This is a genomic window from Tersicoccus mangrovi (genome assembly GCF_036881825.1).
In the GTDB taxonomy this organism is placed as follows: domain Bacteria; phylum Actinomycetota; class Actinomycetes; order Actinomycetales; family Micrococcaceae; genus Tersicoccus; species Tersicoccus mangrovi.
The window spans coordinates 30,125-47,095 of the sequence record NZ_JBAJMW010000010.1; the positions used below are offsets into that span (position 1 = coordinate 30,125).

A 16,971-nucleotide genomic window follows, 5' to 3' on the forward strand; every position below is an offset into this window, starting at 1 on the left:
GCGGCGCGTGCCGGTCAGGCGTCGGCCGTCTGGGCGCCGACCTGCTCTCCCGCCGCCTGCTCGTCCTTCTTCTGGGGCGAGACGAGCTGGAACCGCTCGCCGTCCGGGCCGGTGGCGCTGAGGATGCGGCCGTACTGAAAGTCGGAGGGCGCATCGACCACGGTGCCGCCCGCCTCGCCGATCGTGTCGACGGCCGCGTCGACGTCCGCCACCGTGAAGGCGACGTTCCAGGCCGAGCCGCCGGCTCCGGCACCCTCACCGATGCCGCCGGCCTCACGCTGACCGCCCGCGACCGAGAACATGGCGTACTTCATGCCGCCCATGTCCAGATCCTGGTAGGTGTAGCCGAACACGGCCGCATAGAAGCGACGGGCCGCGTCGTAGTCCGTGCTCATGACGTCGTCCCAGGCCACGGTGCCGGGCTCGTCGACGGCGTTGAACCCGGTGTGCTGCCCGGCCTGCCAGACGCCGAAGGCGGCGCCCGTCGGGTCGGTGTAGCAGGCCATGGACCCCATCTCGCCGACCTGCATGGGTGGGGCGATCACCTGGCCGCCGTTGCCGGTGACCCTCTCGTGGGTGGCGTCGATGTCGTCGGTGGCGAGGTAGGTCATCCAGGCGACCGGGGCTCCGTCCATGCCCTCCATCTGCGGGCTGAGGCCGGCCGCGAGCTGGCCGTTCGCCGACGCGTTGCTGTAGCCGCCGAACTCGGCGACCGGCTCGGAGAAGTCCCAGCCGAGGACGGCGCGGTAGAACGCCTGCGACCGGGCGACGTCGGGAACCATCATGTCGACCCAGCACGGCGTACCGGCGGGCCACTTGTCGGGGTGTGCGCTCATGGGATTGCTGCCTTTCGGGCGAACGGTTCCAGGAAGAGGTGGACACCGCCGCGGCCGTCCCACCGGCCTATGTGAACGCTGTCCACTTGGTGACGCTGCCGAGCCTAGGTGATCTCCCCGGCGGCGACAAGAGGTCCGCTGCGACTCTTTCAGCGCTCCGACCCGGCGGGTAGATTCGAGACGAAGGTCAGCATGCTGATGACAGGAGTTGCCGTGTTCCATCCGAACGAGGCCGAGGGCGTGCACCGGGTCGAGCACGCCGGGGTGAACTGCTATCTCGTCGAGGACGGAGCACGGGTGCTCCTCGTCGACGCCGGCCTGCCGGCGATGTGGCCGATGGTGCGCGCCGCCCTGCGCGGCCTGGGTCGCTCGCCGCGGGACATCGAGGCCCTGGCGATCACCCACGGGCACTTCGACCATCTCGGATTCGCGCTGCGGGTGCAGCAGGACCTGGACGTGCCGGTGTTGCTGGACCCGGCCGACGCCTGGATCGCCGCGCACCCCTACCGCTACCAGCACGAACGCGCCCGCCTGTTCTACCCGGTGCGTCATCCGCGCGGCGTCCCGGTGCTCACCCGGATGACGCTCGCCGGCGCCCTGGCCGTCCGCGGCGTCAGGAACCTCAGGCCGCTGGACGCCGGAGCGGCCGCTGCCCTGCCCGGCCGGCCCGTGCCCGTCGCGACCCCGGGCCACACGGCCGGGCACGTCGCGCTCCACCTGCCGGACCGGGGCACGGTCATCACCGGGGACGCCCTGGTGACGCTCGACCCCTACACCGGCGGTACCGGACCGCAGATCGTCTCGGCCGCCGCGACGGCCGACACCCGCCAGGCGGTGGCCTCGCTCGACGCCCTCGCCGCGCTCGACGCCGAGATCGCCCTGCCCGGGCACGGCGATCCGTTCCGCGGCCCCGTGGCCGACGCCGTCGCACAGGCGCGACGCCGGCCGATCACCTGACTCGACCACTCCCCGCCGGCTCGTCGGTGGTCGCCGACGAGTCGGCGTCAGAGCCGCCGCCTCACTCGGCCTGACGCATCCGCCGCCGAGCCGCGATCAGGAGGACGACGGGGACGGCGAGCAGGGCCAGCGGGATGAGCAGCAGCAGCCCCGCCGGGTGGCCGAGCATCGACGCGAGCGACACGGCGTCGGTCGCGCCGCGCAGCCGCTGCGTTCCCGAGGCCAGCTGGGTGGAGCCGTCGGCCAGCTGGGTCGTCCCGTCGGCCAGCTGCTTGTTGCCGTCGGCCAGGGTGCCGGCGCCCGTGTTGGCGGCCGCGGCGCCCGTGGCGAGGCGGTTCGCGCCGCCGTCGAGCGTCTTCAGGCCGGTCGCCAGCTGGCCGGCGCCGGAGGAGAGGGCCGTCGCGCCGTCGTTGAGCGTGCCCGCGCCGGTCGCCAGGCGGGTCGCGCCGTCGGACGCGGTCTGCGCACCGACGAGCAGGGCGGGGGTCTTGGCCGCCAGTTCGGACGTGCCCGCCTGCAGGGTGCCGGCCCCGGTGGCGAGGCGACCGTTGCCGTCGGCCAGCTGCTGCGATCCGTCGGCGACCCGGTGGGCGCCGTCCTGCAGGGCCGCGGTTCCGGCGAGCAGGCCCGGCTGCTGCGGGTCGGTCGCCCGGATCCCGGCGTCGATCTTCGTCAGCCCGGCGTGCAGGTCGCCGGCGCCCCGGGCCGCCTTGCCGCCGCCCGCGTCGAGCTGCTTCATGCCGGCGGCCAGTGTCCCCGTGCCGGCGGCGAGCGCCGCGGACCCGTCACGAGCCCGGCCGGCACCGGCGTCGAGCTGCCTCATGCCGTCGGCCAGGGCACCCGTGCCCGCCGCGAGCGCCGCGGATCCGTCCCGGACCTTGCCGGAACCGGCGTCGAGGGCCGCCGCGCCCGCGTCCAGCTGGGCCGCACCGGCGTCGAGCTGCTCCGACTTGGTCACGACCTGAGCGGTGCCGCCCTTGAGCTGGGCCGCCCCGGCGGAGAGCTTCTTGAGTCCGTCGACGAGGATGGGGTCGAGCCCGTGCGGGGTGGCCGCCACGTAGGCCTTGAGCTGCTCGACGCCGTCCTGCAGTTGCTTGGCCCCGCCGTCGAGCCGGTGGGCGTCGTTCAGCGACGGCCCGGTTCCGGCCGCGAGCTGCGCGGTACCCGCGTGCAGTCGGGTCGCACCGTCGGCCAGCGCAGCGCTGCCGGCGGCGAGCTGCCTGGCTCCGGGGTCCAGCTGACCGGTCACGGCGGTCGCCGCCTTCGTCGTGCCGGCGGACAGGGCCGCGTTGCCGGCGGCGAGCTGCCTGGCTCCGGGGTCCAGCTGACCGGTGACCGCGGTCGCCGCCTTCGTGATGCCGGCCGAGAGGGCGGCGTTGCCGTCGGCGAGCAGTGCCGAGCCCGCGTTCGCGGCCGTCACGCCGGCCGCGAGGCGCTGGGCCCCACCGGCCAGCCGGTCCGCGCCGTCGGCCAGCGTGCCGCTGCCGGCCGCGAGCCGCTGTGCGCCGGACTGCGCGTCCTGCGCGCCGGCGGCAAGCTTGAGGGCTCCGGCGTCGAGCTTCTTCGCGGCGTTGTCGGCCCGGGTGACCCCGTCGACGATCTTGACGGAGCCCTCCTGGAGGCTGCTCGCGCCGGTCGCGAGCTTGCCGGTCCCGTCCTGCAGCCGGCCGGCACCGTCGGCGAGAGCACCCGAGCCCGTCCGCGCCTTCGCGGCCCCGGTGGCCAGTTCCTTCGAGCCGTCCTGCAGCTTGCCGGTGCCGTCCGCGAGCCGCTGGGCACCGTCGGAGGCACGGCCGGCACCGTTGTTGAGCCGCCCGACTCCGTTCTGCGCCTTGGCCATTCCGTCATCCAGGGCGGCGGCGCCACTGGCCACCTGAGAGCTGATCAGCCCCCAGACGGCGAGAGCGGCGACGAGCAGCAGGGCCAGGACGATCGTGATGGTGCGGTGCATCCGGCTGTGCTGCCGGTACGCGAGATGGGCATTCATGGAGCTCCTCACCGGGCCGGCGACGATGCCGGACCCGTTCGACGGCGCGCCGAAGGCACGCTCGGGCTGTGCGGGGCAGCGGGCGGAAGATCGTCCCGGCCGCTCGAGCGACCGATGCGGCGTCCGCAGACGCCGGGGTGGACGGTCACACTCGTCGAGCTGATGTGATGCTGCTTACAGTTGTACCTACTGGTGAGTAACAACACAAGCCGATAACGGAAGAAAGTTTCCAGAATGCGCGCAGGGCGGCTCTTCGCGCGACCGCTCGGACGACCGACGGCGGCGATCGACCCCGGACACGACGAAGGCCCCCTCCCGATGGGAGGGGGCCTTCGTCGCTGGTGCGCGAGGGGGGACTTGAACCCCCACGCCCTTTCGAGCACTGGCACCTGAAGCCAGCGCGTCTGCCAATTCCGCCACTCGCGCCAGTGACTCTCCGACTGCACGGACCCGCGTCGCTGGGACGCGGACCCCGGTCGCCCGGAGAACAGCAGGTCCAAGCATAGCCCAGACCCGCGGCGAACTCATAAACGCGCGTCACCGCTTGCGCTCCCGGTGCTCGACGCCCACGGCGGACGCGCCGAGCGGGACCCCGGATCGACCCAGCCCCCGCCAGTAGTATCGGCAGTGACGATCTGTACACTGCTGCGAGTCGTGCCCGGAATCGGGCACGATCCGCGTGCACCCACTGACAGGAGGACCGCCCATGGGACGGCTCGACGACGTCGAACGACGCCTCGAGAAGATCGTCCGCGGCGTGTTCTCCCGTAGTGGCGGACGGCAGGTGGAGCCGGTCGAGATCGCCAGCGCCCTGCGCCGCGAGATGGACCACAAGGCCATCGCCCTGACCGAGGGCCGCACGATCACGCCCAACGTCTTCGACGCGCGGCTCTCCGACGCCGACTTCGAGACGGCCCAGGACTGGGGCACGGCACTGGCCGAAGAGCTGTGCGAGGTCGTCATCAAGCACGCGCAGAGCCAGGGGTACGCCCTGCTCGGACCCGTGCGCTTCTCCTTCCTGCACGACCCGGTGCTGCGCACGGGCGTCTTCGAGATCGACTCGAAGACCGAGAAGCAGCAGCAGAACCGGCCACGGGCCCCCCGCGCAGCGGGACAGAACAGCGCAGGACGCGGCGGATCCGTCACGGGCGGTCCGTGGCGCAAGGCCGCCGAGGAGAAGCGGCCCGTGCTCGAGATCCACGGGCAGCGGTACTCCCTCAACGCGCCGACCATCGTGCTCGGCCGGTCTTCGGAGGCCGACATCCTCGTCGACGACACCGGCGTCTCCCGCAAGCACCTGCAGATCCACACCCAGGACGGCCAGAGCGAGGCCGTGGACCTCGGCTCGACCAACGGCAGCTACGTCAACGGACAGAAGATCCACGGCAGTGCCCCGCTCGCGGACGGGTCGGTCATCTCGATGGGCCGCACGAAGATCACCTTCCGCCTGCTGCCCCCGCGGGACGGCGGTCGCGCCGATGGGTGAACTGACCGCCACCGTCCTGCGCTTCGCCTTCCTCGCGCTGCTGTGGATCCTCATCTTCTCCGTGCTCGTGGCGATGCGCCGCGACCTCGCGGTCGGACGCCGGGCCCGCACGACCGCGGCCCGCGCCGCCGCCACCCCCGGACCGGAGGCCCCCGCCGCTCCGCCGCGACAGCAGGCCCGCCGCCTCGTCGTCGTCGAGGGCCCGCAGGAGGGCACCGTCATCGACCTGGCCGCCGGCCCGGTCATGATGGGCCGCGCCCAGGAGTCCACGCTCGTGCTCGAGGACGACTACGCCTCGGGCCGTCACGCCCGACTCTTCCCCCAGGGCAGCCGCTGGTTCCTCGAGGACCTCGGCTCCACCAACGGCACCTTCGTCAACAACCAGCAGCTCACGCGCGCGGTGCCGATCGAGCCCGGAACCCCCATTCGGATCGGTAAGACGGTCATCGAATTGAGGCCGTGATGGCGAGAGTGCTCCGCTACGCGGCGCGTTCCGACGTCGGCAAGGTGCGCGCCAAGAACGACGACTCCGCCTATGCGGGTCAGTTCCTCGCCGTGGTCGCCGACGGGATGGGCGGCCACGTCGGCGGCGACGTCGCCTCCGCGTCGACGGTGCTCGACCTCGTCCACCTCGACCACCACAAGCACGACGACGACGGCGAGACGGTCCTCGCCGACGAGATCCAGACGGCCAACTCCCTGCTCAACGAGCTCGTCGACGCCAACCCGCGCCTCGCGGGCATGGGCACGACGGTCACCGCACTGCTGCTGACCGGTGAGACCCTGCGGTTCGCCCACATCGGCGACTCCCGCGCCTACCGGCTGCGCGACGGCGTCTTCGAGCAGATGAGCATCGACCACACCTTCGTGCAGCGGCTCATCGACGAAGGTCGGCTCCGCCCCCAGGACGCCGAGTACCACCCGCACAAGAACGTGCTGATGCGGGTGCTCGGCGACGTCGACGCCAGCCCCGAGCTGGACCTGCACGAGTACGACACCCGGGTCGGCGACCGCTGGCTGCTGTGCTCGGACGGGCTCACCGCGGTCGTCCCGAGCGGAGTGCTCGCCGACATCGTCCGCGGCGGCGGCAGCCTGCAGGACATCGTCGACACCCTGGTGGACCTCACGCTCTCCGGCGGCGCCCCCGACAACGTCACCGTCGTGATGATCGAGGTCGTCGAGGGCGATCCGGGCGACACCCGCACCTCCCGGCTGGCCGTGCTGCCGCCCTCGAGCCTGCGGGTACTACCGCGCGGTGCCCGCCGACGCCGGGACGCGGACGGCACGGGTTCCGGCGACACCGGTGACGCCGCGGCGGCCAGCGCGGCCGCCGACGGCGACCAGCGCGCGACCGAGCCGATCGTCACGAGCGAGACCGGGCCGACCGGCGAGCGCGCCGAGGAGGCCGTCAGTGCCGGCGCCCTGCGGGAAGAACTCGCCGGCCACCCGCACGTGCTCGTCGGGGCCGCCGCCCTGGCCACCGAGACCGGTCGCCTGCCGACCGTCGCCCAGCGCAGCGCCGATCGACGTGCTGCCGCCCTGTTGCGCCATCGCGACGACGAGGACGAGACCGGCGACGCAGCGGGAGCCTCCACCGGGCGGCGCCGGTCGCGCCGCCCCCTGTACGCCGTCATCGCCGTCATCTGCGTGCTCGCTCTCGCCGCCGCCGCCGGCTGGGGCTACGCCTGGACGCAGAGCCGGTACTACGTCGGGGAGGCCGACGGCGAGGTGGCCATCTACAACGGGGTGTCCCAGTCGCTCGGACCGATCCGGCTCTCGCACGTCGAGGCCCGCACCGGCATCCCGGTCAGCACCCTGCCCGAGTACTCGCAGGAGCGAGTGCACATGACGGTGCCCGCCGACAGCGCGGACCGCGCCCGGCAGATCATCGCCGACCTCCGCCTGCCCGGTCCGGACAACCCGCTGCCCTCGCCGAGCTGCACCCCGAGCCCCTCGGCGAGCGCGTCCGCCCACCCGTCGAGCCGCGCGACCCCGCACCCGACGCGCTCGGCCTCGCCCGAGGCCCGCGGAGAGCCGACCCGCAGCCCGTCACCGCGGCCGTCAGCGAGCGGCCGGCCCACCCCCAGCAGCACGGCGCACGCCTCGGACCGCGCCGGCGCCGTCCCGTCCCCGTCCGTGACCCCCTGTGGAGGGCAGCGCTGATGTCCCAGCTGTACACCGCACCGCGGTCCCGCCGGAACACCGAGCTGGTCCTGCTCGTCCTCGCGCTCGCCATCGCGATCGGGGCGGACATGCTCGTGACCATCAACCTGAGCCAGCCCTTCGGGGCCGCGTGGTTCACCCGCGTCGTCGTGTTCTCGGCCCTTCCGCTCGTGATGCACGTCGTGCTGCGGCTCCGTGCGAAGTATGCCGATCCGGTCATCCTTCCCGTCGTGACCGCCCTGAACGGCCTCGGGCTGGCGATGATCCAGCGGCTGGACATCGCGAACGGCGACGACGCCGCCACCCGGCAGCTGGTGTGGATGGCCATCGCCGTCGCCGCTGCCGTCGTGGTCCTCGTCGTGCTGCGGGACCACCGGGTGCTGCGTCGGTACACCTACATCTCGTTCGTCGTCAGCGTGGTGCTGCTGGTGCTGCCCCTCGTGCCGGGCCTCGGCCAGGAGATCAACGGCTCCCGCGTGTGGATCCGGATCGGCTTCGGCTCCTTCCAGCCCGGTGAGATCGCGAAGATCACCCTCGCCGTCTTCTTCGCGGGCTACCTCTCGACCAACCGGGACCTGATCCTGCTCGCGGGCAAGAAGATCGGCCCCGTGCAGCTGCCCCGGGCCCGTGACCTGGCGCCGATGGTGGTCGCATGGCTGCTCGGCCTGGGCATCCTCGTGGTGCAGAGCGACATCGGCATGTCGGTCATGTTCTTCACCCTGTTCATGGTGATGATCTACGTCGCCACGAGCCGGTCGAGCTGGATCCTCATCGGCCTGGTCCTCGTCGCCGCGGGCGCGGTGTTCGCCTACACGTTCATCGGCCATGTGCAGGCCCGCGTGGACGGCTGGCGCAACGCGTTCGACCCCGAGGTCTTCAACGCCGCCGGCGGTAGTTGGCAGATCGTCCAGGGCCTCTTCGGGCTCGCCAACGGCGGCCTCTTCGGGACCGGCCTGGGTCTCGGACGGCCCGACCTGGTGACGTATGCCAACTCCGACATGATCGTCGCGGCCCTCGGCGAGGAGATCGGCCTCATCGGCGTCGTCGCGATCGTGCTGCTGTACGTGATCCTCGTGTCCCGCGGCATGCGCGCCGCCCTCGGCACCCGGGACGCCTTCGGCAAGCTGCTGGCCTGCGGACTGGCGTTCGCCGTCGCGGTCCAGTGCTTCGTCATCATGGGCGGCGTCACCCGCCTCATCCCACTGACCGGCCTGACCACGCCGTTCATGTCCGCCGGCGGTTCGTCCCTGCTGGCCAACTGGATCATCGTGGCCCTGCTCCTGCTGATCTCCAACGCCGCGCGCCGGCCCGCGCCGTCCGGCCCCATCCGGGAGGGCGACCTGCCGTCCTCCGGGATCGACGTCGTCGAGCCGCGCACCGCCGCCACGTCCGCCATCGGCACCGAGGGCGCCACCGCCGCCGGAGCCGGTACCCCGGCCCGCCCCACCGCCCGCGCCGGCCGCGCCCGTCAAGGAGGGAGCACCTCGTGAATCAGGCCATCCGCCACACCTGGGTCGTGGCCGCCGCGCTGCTCGTCCTCATCCTCGGATCGCTCACCTACGTGCAGTTCTTCGAGGCCGGACGGCTGCAGGCCAACCCGTGGAACAGCCGCAACCTCCTCCAGCAGTTCTCGAGCAACCGTGGGCCGATCCTCGTCGGCGGCCAGCAGATCGCCTACTCGCAGCGCAGCAACGACCAGTACGACTACCAGCGGGTCTACCGGGACCCCCAGCTGTACGCCCCGCTGACCGGGTTCTACTCGCTGCTGAACATGACCGGACTCGAGCAGGAGCTCAACCCGCTGCTGACCGGCAGTTCGGACCAGCTCTTCTACGACCGCATCACCCAGATCCTCTCCGGCAACCAGCCGCGCGGCGCCTCGGTCGAGCTGACCATCGACCCGCAGCTGCAGAGGATCGCGTACGACGCGCTCGGCGACCAGAAGGGCGCCATCGTCGCGCTCAACCCGAAGACCGGGGAGATCCTCGCGATGGTCTCCAAGCCGAGCTACGACCCCAACGCGATCGCCACGCACGACACGAAGAAGGCGAAGCAGGCCTACGAGTCGCTCGCGCAGAACGAGGCCAATCCGCTGTTCAATCGCGCGATCGGCGGCAACCTCGACTCCCCGGGCTCGGTGTTCAAGATCATCGACACCGCGGCGGCCCTGGACTCGGGCAAGTACAACGCGGACAGCGTGCTGGACAACCCTGCGGAGCTGAACCTGCCGGGCACCAACGCGACCCTGCCGAACTACCGGTACGGCGGGTGCGCCGCCCGGACGAAGGTCGACTTCTCCTTCGCCCTCGAGCAGTCCTGCAACACCCCGTTCGCGTCGATCGCCCTGGACCTCGGGCAGGACGCCATCGCGAACGAGGCGAAGAAGTTCGGCTTCGGGGAGTCGCTCGGCATCCCCCTGTCGGTGACGCCGTCGGTCTTCGCGAACCAGCAGCTCAACGACGCGCAGCTGGCCCAGAGCGCCGTCGGGCAGTTCGACGTGCGGGTCACGCCGCTGCAGATCGCGATGATGTCCGCGACCATCGCCGACAACGGCGTGCAGATGAAGCCGAACCTGATCAAGGCGGTGCGGGCCCCCGACCTGACCCCGATCAGCACCTTCAAGCCCGAGCAGCTGCGGACGCCGACGAGTCAGCAGACCGCGAGCCAGATCAAGGACTGGATGGTCAACGTGGTGGACAAGGGCATCGCCGGCGGCGCCGCGATACCGGGCGTCAAGGTGGCCGGCAAGACCGGCACCGCGGAGCTCTCGGCGAACGGCCTGAACAACGCGTGGTTCACCGGTTTCGCGCCGGCGGACGATCCGCAGATCGCGGTGGCGATCGTCGTGGAGAATGTTGATGTGGCCACGGGGGTCTCCCTGACCAGTCCGACGGCGAAGAAGCTCTTTGAGGCGGTGTTGAACAAGTGAGGCCCACCGGAGGCATCACCCTGGGCGACCGGTACGAGCTGACCGATCGTATCGCCATCGGCGGAATGGGCGAGGTGTGGAAGGCCCGCGACAAGGTCCTCGGTCGCATCGTCGCGATCAAGATCCTCAAGGAGGAGTACACCGGCGACCCCGGCTTCCTCGAGCGGTTCCGCGCGGAGGCCCGCCACACGGCACTGCTGAACCACCCCGGCATCGCCAACGTGTTCGACTACGGCGAGGAGGAAGGCTCCGCGTACCTCGTCATGGAGTACGTGCCCGGCCAACCCCTCTCCACGATCATCGAACGCGAACGGGTGCTCTCCCCCGATCGCGCCCTGACGATCATCGGGCAGTCCGCCCGAGCGCTCTCCGCCGCTCACGCCAAGGGCCTCGTGCACCGCGACGTCAAGCCCGGCAACCTGATGCTCACCCCGGACAACCGGGTCAAGGTCACCGACTTCGGCATCGCCCGGCTCGCCGACCAGGTGCCCCTGACCGCCACCGGCCAGGTGATGGGCACGGCCCAGTACCTCTCCCCCGAGCAGGCCACGGGCCAGACCGCGACGGGCGCCTCGGACATCTACTCGCTCGGCGTCATCGGCTACGAGCTGGTCTCCGGCCACCGGCCGTTCACCGGTGAGTCCCAGATCGCGATCGCCCTGGCCCAGGTCAACGACGACCCGCCGCCGCTGGACCCGTCGATCCCCGCCCCGGTGCGGGCGCTGCTGATGTCGATGCTGTCGAAGGACCCGAAGCAGCGGCCCGCGAGTGCGAGCGCGCTGGCCGCCGCGGTCGACGCGATCCGGGCCGGCAAGTACGACGACGCCCTGCGGGCCGTGCCGACCCTGGCCGCCTTCGGCCTCGGCGGCGCCCCGACGGGCCGCACCGAGACGCTCCGCCGGCCGGCCACCGCCCGCACACGGGCCGTCACCACGCAGAACCGCACGCCCAACACGGCGTCCCTGCCCGTCGCCGGGGCGGCCGGTGCCGCCGCGGCCGGTGTGTCGGCGTCCCGCTCGGCGGACCCGGCGCTGGCCGACCAGGCATGGGAGGACCGCCAGGACGCCGGCCGGGACCGCCGTCGTGCCCGCAGCCCCTGGACGTGGCCGCTCGTCGCCCTGATCGTGCTGATCCTGCTCGTCCTCGTGGCCGCTCTCGCCTCGAACGGCCTGTTCACCGGGCGGGTCTCCACCACGACGAGCACGGCGGCGTCCGCGCCGCGCTCCACCCCGCCACCGAGCACCCCGCGAACGACCGCGTCGACGCCCACGACGGCCAGCAACACCCCGAAGACGGTGGACGTACGGGCCGCCGCGTACGAGGGCCGACCCATCAAGGAGGTGCAGGCCGAGCTCGAAGCGCTCGGACTGCAGGTGCGAGCGAACCCGCAGCCGTCCAACGACGTCGCCGCGAACCTGGTCACCGGTCTCGACCCGACCGGCACCCTGGCCGCCGGATCCGCGATCACCGTGACCTACTCGACCGGTCCGGAGCAGGTCACCGTGCCCCGCGACCTCGTCGGGAAGACCCGGGCGCAGGCCCAGGCGGAGCTCTCCCAGCTCGGGCTGACGTACCAGGAGGAGGTCGTCGACAGCGATCGACCGGCTGGTACCGTCGTGGAGGTCCCGGACGCCGGGCAGAAGGTCGACCCCGGCTCGTCGGTCACCGTGCGGGTGTCCCGCGGGCCCTCCCCGTCGCCGTCGACCTCCTCCGCGTCACCGTCCCCGTCACCGTCGCCCAGCACCTCCACGCCGAGCGCCTCCGGGAAGAACGGCAACGGCAACGGCAACGGGTCCACGAACGGGAGCGGCTCCACGAACGGTGCCGGATCCACCGGTCAGAGTTCCGGCACCGCCACGAGTGCGGCCGTCGCACCGGCCGGGGCGACCACGCCGTCGACCCCGAGCTCGACGACGACCGGAACGGCGGCCGAGCCGCTGCCGGCGGTCTCGCCGACCGGCACCACCCGGGGCTGAGCCCGGGTCGACGCCACGAGGACGGGGGAACGGACCGAGAACGGAAGCGAGGACGCTGATCGAAGGGAACGCTGGATCCGTGAGCGAAGCGCGGCTGCTCAACGACCGTTACCGGGTCGACGGGCTGATCGGACGCGGCGGTATGGCCGACGTCCACGCCGGGCATGACACGCGTCTCGGGCGGCCCGTCGCCATCAAGCTCCTCCGCTCGGACCTCGCCCGCGACCCGAGCTTCCAGTCCCGGTTCCGCCGCGAGGCGCAGGCCGTCGCCGCACTGAACCACCCCAACGTCGTCGGCGTCTACGACACCGGTGAGGAACTGATCGTCGACGCCGCCGGGCGCGCGGTCGACGCCCCGTTCATCGTGATGGAGTACGTCACCGGGCACACGCTGCGCCAACTCATCACCGACCGCCGCCTGACCATCCCCACGAGCCTCGCCCACGCCGACGGGGTCCTCGCCGCGCTGCAGTACAGCCACGGCGCGGGCATCGTGCACCGCGACATCAAGCCCGCCAACGTCATGGTCACCGACGAGGGCGCCGTGAAGGTCATGGACTTCGGCATCGCCCGCGCGATGGAGGACTCGTCGGCGACGCTCACCCAGACGCAGGCCGTGCTCGGCACGGCCGCCTACCTCTCCCCCGAGCAGGCCCGCGGCGACACGGTCGATCCGCGCAGCGACCTCTACTCGGCCGCCTGCCTCTTCTACGAGATGCTCACCGGCCGGCCGCCGTTCCGCGGCGACTCCGCCGTCTCCGTCGCCTACCAGCACGTGCGGGAACTGCCCCCGCCGCCCAGTTCGGTCAACCCGGAGGTCTCCCCCGCGATCGACTCCGTCCTGCTGCACGCCCTCGAGAAGGACCGGCAGGACCGGTTCCAGGACGCCGCCGAGTTCCAGGACGCCCTCCGTGCGGCCGCGCGCGGCGTCGTGTACGAACCGCTCGTGCCCGGCGTGGACGAGGACACCCTGCAGATGCCGCCCTCGGACGCCACCGACCGTCCCCGGCCCTCGGAGGACGGCGACCACCGCTCTGGCGCTGCTGTCGGCGCAGCCGCCGGGGCCGGTCTCGCCGCCGCGGGGCTGGTCGCCGCGACTCACCGCGCCGCGGGCGAGCCGCCCACGCAGGCGTTCGACGGCGACGCCACGGCCACGGAGCGGTCGGCCGACGCCGGCGCCACCGCTCCGGGAACCAACGTGCTCCCCCGGTCCGGCGAGGGGACGGGCGACGCGGAGGGCAGCGACGCGGCACCGCTGATGCTGGGTCTGGGCACCGACGACGAGGTGCACCCGGACACCCGGGCCCGCCGCCGCGCGTGGATGATCACCGGCATCATCGCCCTCGTCCTCGTCCTCGGGGCCGTCGCCGTCTACTTCACCAACATCCTCATCGCCCGTTCGGCCCCGCCCGAGACGGTGAGCGTCCCGTCGGTGACCAACATGAGCCAGGCGGACGCGTCCACGGCCCTGGCGAACGCCAACCTGCGCATCCGGCTGGACCACACCAACAGCACGACCGTGAAGAACGGCTACGCGATCAGCACGGACCCGCACACGGGCACCCGGGTGAGCCCGCGCAGCGAGGTCACCCTCCTCGTCTCGAGCGGGCCCGCGCACGTGGTCCTGCCCACCGACCTCGCCGGCCGCCCGGCGGACCAGGTGCGCGACGAACTGCGCCAGCTCGGGCTCGACCCCATGCTGACGACGACGAAGAACAGTGCGACCGTGGACGAGGGGTCCCTGATCGCCACGGTGCCGGGCCTCGGCAAGCAGGTGCCGGCGGGCAGCCGGGTGGATCTCGTGGTCTCGACCGGCAAGGTGACGATGCCGCAGCTGGTCGGCCTGACCGAGGCGCAGGCGCGGGCGAAGCTCGCCGCCGACGACGTCGCCCTGCCCGTGAAGGTCGAGACCGCGGAGAACAGCGTGGTCAAGCCCGGCACCGTGACGTCCCAGTCGCAGCCGGCCAACGGCAACGTCGACCAGGGGACGACCGTGACCGTCACCGTCGCGAGCGCTCCGGCGAAGCCGAAGGCGAAGGCCTCGCCGTCACCGACACCGACACCGTCACCGTCACCGACGTCGTCGAGCAGCCCGAGCCCCAGCCCGACCGCCAGCTCGAGTCCGAGCCCCCCGCAGAGTCCCAGCCCCAGTCCGACGGCGACGAGCAGCAGCGGCAGCACGCAGGGGTCCGGCCGCGCCGGCGCGCCGGGGCAGCAGAAGAAGCACGGCTGAGCCTCGACCCCGGCCCGCTCGAGCCGGCTCGTACTCCGAGCCGGTCGCAGCTCGCCCGGCTCCGAGCCGGCAGCTCCGCCCGATCAGCCGGTGGTCACTGGGTGATGAGCGGGCTCAGCCCGGCCGCGCGCTCCGCCGCTCCCGTCAGGCCGAGGGACTCGAGCCACGTGCCGAGCATCTGGTAGCCGCCCTCGGTGAGGACGGACTCCGGGTGGAACTGGACGCCCCACAGCGGAGCGGTGCGGTGGGCGAGACCCATGATGATGCCGTTCGGGGTGGTCGCCGTGACCTCGAGGACGTCCGGCACCGTACCCGCGTCCGCCGCGAGCGAGTGGTAGCGCGTGGCGGTCAGCGGGCTCGGCAGCCCGGCGAAGACCGTTGCCCCGTCGTGCTGGACCTCCGAGGTCTTGCCGTGCATCAGTTCGGCGGCGTGCCCGACGGTGCCGCCGTACGCCTCGGCGAGCGCCTGGTGGCCGAGGCACACCCCGAGCATCGGCTTGTCGTGCTCCCCGCACCAGCGGATCAGGTCGACGCAGACGCCCGCGTCCGCGGGGGCACCCGGGCCGGGAGAGACCAGCACACCGTCCCGCTCCTCCGCGAGCCGGATGGCCTCGGCGAGGTCCACGTCGTCGTTGCGCACGACCAGCGTCTCTGCGCCCAGCTGCTGGAGGTAGCCGACCAGGGTGTAGACGAAGCTGTCGTAGTTGTCGATGACGAGGATGCGGGTGCTCATCGGGGTGGTTCCTTCGCGGAGTGGTGACACGGCCGCACGGCCGTCTCACCAGACAAGCACGCCCCGCCCGTCCACGCCAGCCGGGACGCCCGGCCTCCCGCGCGGGACCCGGGCGGGTTGGCTACACTGAGCCGTTGAACCAGGGGCTGCAACGCATGCCCGGGAACCAGTGCCGGCCACCCGCTGCGGGTGTGCCCGAACGAAGCGGCGGTCAGACCGCCCGAGGAGGCAGACGTGGCCGAGTCCGAAGCAACCCGGAGCGGGGACCCGGCTCGGCGCGCCGCGGCGGAGAAGGTCCGCGAGCGCAAGCGGGAGCGCGAGGAACGCGCCGCGGCACGCCGCGCCGGCCCCAATCCCACCTGGTACAAGGTCCTCATGGTCACGCTGATGATCCTGGGCCTGCTGTGGGTCATCGTCTTCTACGCGACGCTCGGCCAGTGGCCCATCCCCACCATCGGCGCCTGGAACATCGTCATCGGCTTCGGGATCGCCATGATCGGCTTCGTCATGACCACGCGCTGGCGGGGCTGACCGCACTCCCCGACGACACCGAGCCGGCCGCGTGACGTCCACGCGGCCGGCTCCGTTCGTGTGAGACGACCGCGGTCGCAGACTCAGGCGGTCGCGCCGCCGCCGGTCGCGGTTGCCTCCAGCGCCTTCGTCGCCAGCTGGCCGAGGACGGTCAGGTCCGAGGCGCTCTCGGGCTTTCCCACCGCCGTGATGGTCACGAGCCGACCGCCCTTGACGGCGGAGACCTGGGTCATCTCGACGGTGATCCCCGAGGTCTGCTGGACGTTCAGCACGGCCACGGAGTCGTCACCGACCTTCGCCATCGACAGTTCCTTGAGCGTCTGGTGCACGGTGGCCGTCGCCGTCTTCAGCGTGACCGCCGAGCACGAGTTCAGCAGCTGCCGCGCACCGGTCACCCGGGACTTCAGCTCCGCGGTGTCCTTGCTCATCACGAGCGAGAGCAGCACCTTGCTGCGGGCCGCCTGGCCGACGCCCACCGCCGCGTCCTGCGGGATGGAGCTGGCCTTGAGGCTGATGGTCTTGCAGACGGCCGGCGTCACGGTGGCGCTCTTGGCCGTCTGGTTCGTGGACCCTGCGGCCTGACGCACCTTGCTCGCGGGAAGCGGCACCAGCTTCTCCCCGTCGGGCAGCTTGAGCTTGCTGATCACCGCCGCGACGGACTCGTCGGTCGCGGCGCCGGACGATGTGCCGCCGGCGGAGCTGCTCGCGGACGCCGACGACGAGGCGGAGGCGCTTGCCGACGAGGAATCGGACGCACCTGCGGACGCCGACGACGAGGACGACGCCGAATCGGACGCGCTTGCGGACGCCGGGTCCGAGGGCGATGCGGATGCCGAGTCGGACGACGACGCGGATGCCGAGTCGGACGACGACGCGGATGCCGACGACGCGCTGGCCGACCCCCCGGTGACGGCGCCGCTGCCCCCACAGCCGGCGAGAAGAAGAACGGCGGCGACGGCACTGGCCGAGGCACACGTGAGAGCACGGACTGACGGTGACATGGATCCCCCTCCACGGACGCGCCCGGCTCCGACGGCGGGACGCTGCCCTGATCGTATCCGCGCTGGTCAGGGCTGACAATGCGCCGAGAGGATGCCTCGATTCTGTCGGTCCCGCCCGATAGCGTTGGACTCGACGCCG

At 72.3% G+C, this 16,971-nt stretch carries 14 protein-coding genes and 1 tRNA gene; 10 read left to right on the plus strand and 5 right to left on the minus strand.

What is annotated here, in order from left to right; translation table 11 throughout:
• Positions 1-14: 14 nt before the first annotated feature.
• Positions 15-836: a VOC family protein gene (locus tag V6N00_RS16080; RefSeq protein WP_334233941.1), complete on the minus strand. Its 822-nt coding sequence runs from the start codon at positions 834-836 to the stop codon at positions 15-17.
• A gap of 213 nt (positions 837-1,049) precedes the next feature.
• On the opposite strand from V6N00_RS16080, the gene V6N00_RS16085 reads away from it, so the two are divergent.
• Positions 1,050-1,793: an MBL fold metallo-hydrolase gene (locus V6N00_RS16085; RefSeq protein ID WP_334233942.1), complete on the plus strand. Its 744-nt coding sequence runs from the start codon at positions 1,050-1,052 to the stop codon at positions 1,791-1,793.
• A 61-nt stretch (positions 1,794-1,854) separates the two neighbouring features.
• On the opposite strand, the gene V6N00_RS16090 is transcribed toward V6N00_RS16085, so the two are convergent.
• Together V6N00_RS16090 and V6N00_RS16095 are read right to left on the minus strand one after the other, a co-directional pair.
• A complete protein-coding gene (locus V6N00_RS16090; RefSeq protein WP_334233944.1) occupies positions 1,855-3,780 on the minus strand; it encodes a hypothetical protein in 1,926 nt (641 codons plus the stop codon).
• A gap of 339 nt (positions 3,781-4,119) precedes the next feature.
• A tRNA-Leu gene (locus V6N00_RS16095) sits at positions 4,120-4,206 on the minus strand.
• Positions 4,207-4,486: 280 nt separating this feature from the next.
• Between V6N00_RS16095 and V6N00_RS16100 the strand changes: the two genes are divergently transcribed.
• The 7 genes from V6N00_RS16100 (at position 4,487) to pknB (ending at position 14,567) form a co-directional block, all read left to right on the plus strand.
• Positions 4,487-5,266: a DUF3662 and FHA domain-containing protein gene (locus V6N00_RS16100; protein WP_334233946.1), complete on the plus strand. Its 780-nt coding sequence runs from the start codon at positions 4,487-4,489 to the stop codon at positions 5,264-5,266.
• The gene (locus V6N00_RS16105) at positions 5,259-5,729 is read left to right on the plus strand and encodes an FHA domain-containing protein FhaB/FipA (protein ID WP_334233948.1); all 471 of its coding nucleotides are present in this window, start codon (positions 5,259-5,261) and stop codon (positions 5,727-5,729) included. The genes V6N00_RS16100 and V6N00_RS16105 overlap by 8 nt, the downstream gene beginning before the upstream one ends.
• Complete coding sequence (locus V6N00_RS16110; RefSeq protein ID WP_334233950.1) at positions 5,729-7,429, plus strand: PP2C family protein-serine/threonine phosphatase; 1,701 nt, start codon at positions 5,729-5,731, stop codon at positions 7,427-7,429. Before V6N00_RS16105 ends, V6N00_RS16110 begins: the two co-directional genes overlap by 1 nt.
• Positions 7,429-8,919, plus strand: coding sequence for an FtsW/RodA/SpoVE family cell cycle protein (locus V6N00_RS16115; RefSeq protein ID WP_334233953.1), 1,491 nt, complete (start codon positions 7,429-7,431; stop codon positions 8,917-8,919). Before V6N00_RS16110 ends, V6N00_RS16115 begins: the two co-directional genes overlap by 1 nt.
• A complete protein-coding gene (locus V6N00_RS16120; RefSeq protein ID WP_334233955.1) occupies positions 8,916-10,358 on the plus strand; it encodes a peptidoglycan D,D-transpeptidase FtsI family protein in 1,443 nt (480 codons plus the stop codon). The genes V6N00_RS16115 and V6N00_RS16120 overlap by 4 nt, the downstream gene beginning before the upstream one ends.
• Complete coding sequence (locus tag V6N00_RS16125; RefSeq protein ID WP_334233956.1) at positions 10,355-12,334, plus strand: protein kinase domain-containing protein; 1,980 nt, start codon at positions 10,355-10,357, stop codon at positions 12,332-12,334. The genes V6N00_RS16120 and V6N00_RS16125 overlap by 4 nt, the downstream gene beginning before the upstream one ends.
• 79 nt (positions 12,335-12,413) lie before the next feature.
• A complete protein-coding gene (pknB, locus tag V6N00_RS16130) occupies positions 12,414-14,567 on the plus strand; it encodes a Stk1 family PASTA domain-containing Ser/Thr kinase (RefSeq protein WP_334233958.1) in 2,154 nt (717 codons plus the stop codon).
• 94 nt (positions 14,568-14,661) lie between these two features.
• Here the strand turns inward: pknB and V6N00_RS16135 are convergent, their stop codons facing one another.
• Positions 14,662-15,300, minus strand: coding sequence for an anthranilate synthase component II (locus tag V6N00_RS16135; protein WP_334233959.1), 639 nt, complete (start codon positions 15,298-15,300; stop codon positions 14,662-14,664).
• Positions 15,301-15,534: 234 nt separating this feature from the next.
• Between V6N00_RS16135 and V6N00_RS16140 the strand changes: the two genes are divergently transcribed.
• The gene (locus tag V6N00_RS16140; RefSeq protein WP_334233961.1) at positions 15,535-15,831 is read left to right on the plus strand and encodes a cell division protein CrgA; all 297 of its coding nucleotides are present in this window, start codon (positions 15,535-15,537) and stop codon (positions 15,829-15,831) included.
• Between the two features lie 83 nt (positions 15,832-15,914).
• On the opposite strand, the gene V6N00_RS16145 is transcribed toward V6N00_RS16140, so the two are convergent.
• Positions 15,915-16,478, minus strand: a complete 564-nt coding sequence (locus tag V6N00_RS16145) for a hypothetical protein (RefSeq protein WP_334233963.1) — start codon at positions 16,476-16,478, stop codon at positions 15,915-15,917.
• Between V6N00_RS16145 and V6N00_RS16150 the strand changes: the two genes are divergently transcribed.
• Complete coding sequence (locus tag V6N00_RS16150; RefSeq protein ID WP_334233965.1) at positions 16,462-16,908, plus strand: hypothetical protein; 447 nt, start codon at positions 16,462-16,464, stop codon at positions 16,906-16,908. The two genes, V6N00_RS16145 and V6N00_RS16150, sit on opposite strands and share 17 nt — an antisense overlap.
• The last annotated feature ends 63 nt before the right edge of the window (positions 16,909-16,971 follow it).

Excerpts from the sequence above, each read along its gene's own strand:
- V6N00_RS16105 (WP_334233948.1), top strand. The coding sequence starts at position 5,259 with ATGGGTGAACTGACCGCCACCGTCCTGCGCTTCGCCTTCCTCGCGCTG.
- V6N00_RS16110 (WP_334233950.1), top strand. The coding sequence starts at position 5,729 with ATGGCGAGAGTGCTCCGCTACGCGGCGCGTTCCGACGTCGGCAAGGTG.
- V6N00_RS16115 (WP_334233953.1), top strand. The coding sequence starts at position 7,429 with ATGTCCCAGCTGTACACCGCACCGCGGTCCCGCCGGAACACCGAGCTG.
- V6N00_RS16080 (WP_334233941.1), bottom strand. The coding sequence starts at position 836 with ATGAGCGCACACCCCGACAAGTGGCCCGCCGGTACGCCGTGCTGGGTC.
- V6N00_RS16100 (WP_334233946.1), top strand. The coding sequence starts at position 4,487 with ATGGGACGGCTCGACGACGTCGAACGACGCCTCGAGAAGATCGTCCGC.
- V6N00_RS16135 (WP_334233959.1), bottom strand. The coding sequence starts at position 15,300 with ATGAGCACCCGCATCCTCGTCATCGACAACTACGACAGCTTCGTCTAC.
- V6N00_RS16090 (WP_334233944.1), bottom strand. The coding sequence starts at position 3,780 with ATGAATGCCCATCTCGCGTACCGGCAGCACAGCCGGATGCACCGCACC.